This is a genomic window from Syntrophorhabdus sp., from assembly GCA_012719415.1.
Taxonomy (GTDB): Bacteria; Desulfobacterota; Syntrophorhabdia; order Syntrophorhabdales; family Syntrophorhabdaceae; genus Delta-02.
Window position 1 is genome coordinate 1 of the sequence record JAAYAK010000041.1, and the last position, 4,393, is coordinate 4,393.

Annotated in this window: 6 protein-coding genes; all 6 read right to left on the bottom strand. The window is 56.4% G+C overall.

Annotated elements, in window-relative coordinates:
• Positions 1–12 precede the first annotated feature (12 nt).
• From GXX82_02390 to GXX82_02415, 6 genes are read right to left on the bottom strand one after another with little or no spacing between them, the layout of a single operon-like run.
• Positions 13–738, bottom strand: a complete 726-nt coding sequence (locus GXX82_02390) for an OmpA family protein (GenBank protein NLT21877.1) — start codon at positions 736–738, stop codon at positions 13–15.
• The gene (locus GXX82_02395) at positions 735–1,502 is read right to left on the bottom strand and encodes a flagellar motor protein (protein NLT21878.1); all 768 of its coding nucleotides are present in this window, start codon (positions 1,500–1,502) and stop codon (positions 735–737) included. Before GXX82_02395 ends, GXX82_02390 begins: the two co-directional genes overlap by 4 nt.
• Positions 1,503–1,508: 6 nt before the next feature.
• A complete protein-coding gene (locus GXX82_02400) occupies positions 1,509–2,081 on the bottom strand; it encodes a PilZ domain-containing protein (GenBank protein NLT21879.1) in 573 nt (190 codons plus the stop codon).
• Positions 2,071–3,546, bottom strand: a complete 1,476-nt coding sequence (locus GXX82_02405; protein ID NLT21880.1) for a response regulator — start codon at positions 3,544–3,546, stop codon at positions 2,071–2,073. Before GXX82_02405 ends, GXX82_02400 begins: the two co-directional genes overlap by 11 nt.
• A gap of 40 nt (positions 3,547–3,586) precedes the next feature.
• Positions 3,587–4,168, bottom strand: a complete 582-nt coding sequence (locus GXX82_02410) for a response regulator (GenBank protein ID NLT21881.1) — start codon at positions 4,166–4,168, stop codon at positions 3,587–3,589.
• Entirely contained in the window at positions 4,155–4,361 is a 207-nt protein-coding gene (locus tag GXX82_02415; GenBank protein ID NLT21882.1) for a hypothetical protein, read from the bottom strand. Before GXX82_02415 ends, GXX82_02410 begins: the two co-directional genes overlap by 14 nt.
• Positions 4,362–4,393 lie beyond the last annotated feature (32 nt).

A 4,393-nucleotide genomic window follows, 5' to 3' on the forward strand; every position in this document is an offset into this window, starting at 1 on the left:
CAACGGGGAGGGCTATTTTTTTGGGTCGTCCGTCACGGATTTGGAGACGATGATCTCTATCCTGCGGTTGCGTGAGCGGTTCTCGGCGGTGTCGTTGGGGGCCACCGGGTGGTACTCGGCATAGCCCACGGCGGATACCCTCCGGGGAGAAAGGTCATGCTTCTCGATAAGGTATCGTACGACCTCCGTGGCACGCCTCACCGAAAGCTCCCAGTTGGACCTGAATTCGGTGGTCGAGATGGGCATATCGTCCGTGTGACCTTCGACCCGCAGGGGATTGCTCACCGCGCTGATGACGGGTGCTATGGTGTCGAGCGTCCGTTTCGCCCCCGCTTTGAGGTCAGCCTTGCCAAGATCGAAGAAGGCCTCATCGAGGACCCTGATCACGATGCCCCGCTCGTCGGTGATGACGGAGATCTTCTTGTCAAGGCTATCGGTGCCCTCGAGCTTCCGTATCTCCTCCTCGAGCTTTTGCTTCACATCGTCTGCTGCCCCCGGGGTTTTGAGGGACACGTCGAAGGGGACATTCCCGGTCCCCGCGCCGGCGGACGCGACACTCGATCCCCCGGTGAATATCGACTTCAGATGGCCTGTCAGTTCCCTGTACTTCTCCGAGTCATGCTTGGAAAAGGTGTACATCATGATGAAAAAGGCGAGGAGCAGCGTGATGAGGTCCGAATACGTGATGAGCCAGCGTTCGAGGTTCTCATGCTCTTCGGGCTTTCTCTTCCGCCTCACCGTTTGTCCTCCATCCGCTTATCGGGAAGCAGGAACGAGACCAGTTTCATCCTGATGACCCGGGGGTTGTCGCCCATGGCGAGCGATATGGCGCCCTCGGTTATGATCTCGAGATAGAGAGCCTCGTCCTGGTGCTTGTGCTTGAGCTTGTCCGACAGGGGCAGATAGACGAGGTTTGCGAGGGCCACGCCCCACAGGGTGGCGATAAAGGCGCTTGCAATGGCGGAGGCCATGTTGGAGCTGCTCTCCATGCTCCCCAGCGCGTGGATGAGCCCGAGGACCGTCCCTATGATGCCCAGCGTCGGGGAGAAACCGCCGAGCTTCTGGAAAAAGGCGGCCCCGGCCTTGTGGCGCTCCTCTATGTACGCCATCTCTATCTCGAGGATCTCCCGTATCTTGTTCGTTTCGAAACCGTCAATGGCAAGCTGTATGGCCTTTCGCAGAAAGGGTTCCTTTATGGTGTCGATATCCTTCTCGAGGCTCAGGAGCCCGTTCTTCCTGGCCTTTTGGGACAGGTCGAAGAGGAGGTTGATGAGTTGCCGGGAGTCCATCTTCTTCTCGGAGAAGGCCACCTTCATGAGGTTGGGGAGATTGATGAGTTGCTTGACAGAGGTGGTCACCGTTGCCGCTCCGAAGGTGCCGAACACGACGAGTATCATGGCCGGTACCTGTATCAGCGCGGAGATGTGTCCTCCTTCCATGAGGAAGGCGGCAAGAACTGAACCGATTCCGACTATGAGTCCCAGGAGGGTTGCAATATCCATAGCTCATCAACTCGTCGTCTCTTTTTTTTGACGCAGATACTGGCGTTCCTTCAGGAAGACGTAATTCACCAGCACATCCCGGTCCTTCTCGTTTATGACCATGAATCGCAGCGCGCATCTGCGGGGGGCGGCGTCATCGCCCTCGTCGGCCCTGACCACCTCACACAGGCAGGTGAGCCTGGGGTAGGGAAACACGGGAATGATGATCCTGAGCTCCACGAGATCACCCTCTTTCAGGGGAGTCTCGCACGCGAACTGGACTCCGGCGCCGCTTATATTCACATCGGTCTTCACGACAATGTAACTGTCATCGATGGAAGACCTGCCCAGGATCTCCAGGATCAGGTCGAGCTTCCTGTTGACCATCCGCATGTACTCGTGTATCTGATCGGTCGGCTCCTTCAGCTCTCCTTGGCCTTCCAGAAAGTATATCTCATGCAGCCTGTCGACGACCTGAGTGGAGTTGTAGCGGATGACGTCCTCGAGCCTTCCGAACTCATCGCGGCTGATGGGACGGAATTCGAGGGGAATCCTGTCGGTGACCCTGAAGAACTCCCTTCTTTCGGGCTCACCACTCATAGCCATCCCGGACCAGATCAACGAAGGCCTTCACTATCTCGGGATCGAACTGGCTGCCGCCGCACCGCGCGATCTCCGCCACGATCTCGTCCGCCCCCATCGCCTTGCGGTACGGACGGTCGGTGACCATGGCATCGTAAGCGTCGCACACGGCTATTATGCGTGAACACATGGGGATATCCGCGCCCGCGAGGCGATCGGGGTACCCCTTGCCGTCATAACGCTCATGATGATGCCTGATGATCCTCGCCTCCTTCGCCAGGATCTCGAAACGGCTCATGATCTCTTCCCCGTACACGGAATGGCTCTGCATGACGGCATATTCCTCGTCGGAGAGCCTCTCCGGCTTGAGCAGAATGCGGTCGGGGATCCCTATCTTCCCAAGGTCGTGGACAGGGCAGACGACCTTTATGACGTCCTTCTCGTAATCGCTGACCCCGAGGCGCTCGCCGAGCGCGAGGCTCATGCCCGTGACCCTCTTGCAATGCCCTTCCGTGTAAAGGTCGCGCTTCGTTATGGCGATGATGAGCGACTTCAGGGTATGGAGGATGTTCTCGAAGAGGCTCTCGTAGAGCATCCTGTTCTCTATCTGTGTCGACGCCTTCTCGGCGATGAGACGAAGGAAGATCGCGTCGTTCTCGAGGGATTTTGGTCCCCTGCCGTTCATCTTCGCCTCTGTCATGATGAAGCCTATGGGCTCCCCCTGGATGACAAGGGGAAAGTATATCCTGTTGTCCTTCACGACATGCTTTCGCCTTCGCCGGGCAGGACCGCTTAAGTCCTCGGGGAGGCTGATGCGCTGCCAATCCCATCCCGGCGGCTCGCCGTTCTTCGTGTGCCCCGCGTAGAGTATCAGGTCATTCGTATCGCCATCGGGGACATAGTACCCGCAGGAGCGGATATCGAGCGTCTCGCCCACGATCTGGACCATCTTCTCGTAGACGTCCTCGAATATGTTGATGGAATTGAACCTGTTCGAGATGTGGTACATCGTGGTCAGTTCTTTTATCTTTTTCTGCAGTTCCCTGTTGAGATGCTCGATCTTCTTCTTGTCGCTCAGATTCTGCATCATGCTTTCGTTCTCGATGAGGAGTTTCCTCTCCCTGAGGACCCGCATCATGACAAGCATGAGCTTGTCGAGCTCGAAAGGCTTGAGAAGAAAGTCGGAGGCACCCTTTTTCATGGCGTCTATGACGAAGTTCGGGTCGTAGTAGCCCGTCGCCATGATAACGGCGGTGGTGGGCTTCGAGACCTTTATGGTGTCGATGAGTGTTATGCCGTTGAGGTCGGGAAGCTGGACGTCGAGTATGACTATCTCCGGGTCCTTCTTCTCCAGCATCTCCAGGGCTTCCCTGCCGCAGGTCGCCTTGTATATCTCGCAGCCGTTAAGGCCGAGAAAATCTCCCAGGATATTGATGACCTCAGGGTTGTCATCGACAACGAGTATCTTCGTTCCCTCTATCATCGCTCATCCCTCACGCCTTCTGGCAGGATAAGACATTCTGTCACTCAATGAGCAGTCTCCCCTTTCTCAGTTTTTCCAGGTTCCTTATCTCGGCAACGATCTGTTCCGTATCGCTTGCCCTCCTGCCGTTTGCGGGTTCATCCCTTTCTTCCCGTTCCTCGGGCTTCTTCCCGCGATACCGTTCCATCTCGTCGTAGAAGCTCTGGAGGGTCTGGACGAGCTTCGCGTTGAGCTTCTTCAGACTGATCTTGTCCCGGGCGTTCTTGACGACCACCTGGAGCTCTTCCATCCTGAAGGGCTTGACGATGTAATCGAAGGCGCCGATCCTCACCGCCTCGACGGCGCTGTCCATCGAGGCATAGCCCGTGATGATGACGAACTCCGTGTCCTGATTCTCTTTCTTGATCGTCTTTATCAGTTCCATGCCCGGTACTTCCGGCATGTTGAGGTCCGTGATTATGAGGTCGAAGGGTTCCTTATGGTGTCTTTCCAGGGCTTCCCTGCCGTTGGCCGCCCCTTCGGCGTCATGGCCCTCCCCTTTCAGGTACTCCTCAAGGATCTCCCTGAGCTCCTTGTTGTCGTCGACGATGAGAATGCGGAAGGAATCATCATTTTTCATCATGTCTCTTTAGTTTCTCGGTCACGTGCTCACCGATGCGATCATACAGCATCTTCTTCATCCCTTCCCGGGAAATGTTCACCTCATCCTCGCGGCTGTCCATTTCACGTTCGCCACCAGCCCGGTTCATGCGGACCTTCATGTTCTTCATGTAGGTCCTTATGACACTGCTTATCTGGTAATCCGAGATGGTCATTCTACTTCTCCCTGTTACTTTATCGGACCGGG

What these genes read in the sequence shown, in the direction of transcription:
- GXX82_02400 (NLT21879.1), bottom strand. Translation starts at nt 2,081, where the DNA reads ATGAGTGGTGAGCCCGAAAGAAGGGAGTTCTTCAGGGTCACCGACAGG.
- GXX82_02395 (NLT21878.1), bottom strand. Translation starts at nt 1,502, where the DNA reads ATGGATATTGCAACCCTCCTGGGACTCATAGTCGGAATCGGTTCAGTT.
- GXX82_02415 (NLT21882.1), bottom strand. Translation starts at nt 4,361, where the DNA reads ATGACCATCTCGGATTACCAGATAAGCAGTGTCATAAGGACCTACATG.
- GXX82_02410 (NLT21881.1), bottom strand. Translation starts at nt 4,168, where the DNA reads ATGATGAAAAATGATGATTCCTTCCGCATTCTCATCGTCGACGACAAC.
- GXX82_02405 (NLT21880.1), bottom strand. Translation starts at nt 3,546, where the DNA reads ATGATAGAGGGAACGAAGATACTCGTTGTCGATGACAACCCTGAGGTC.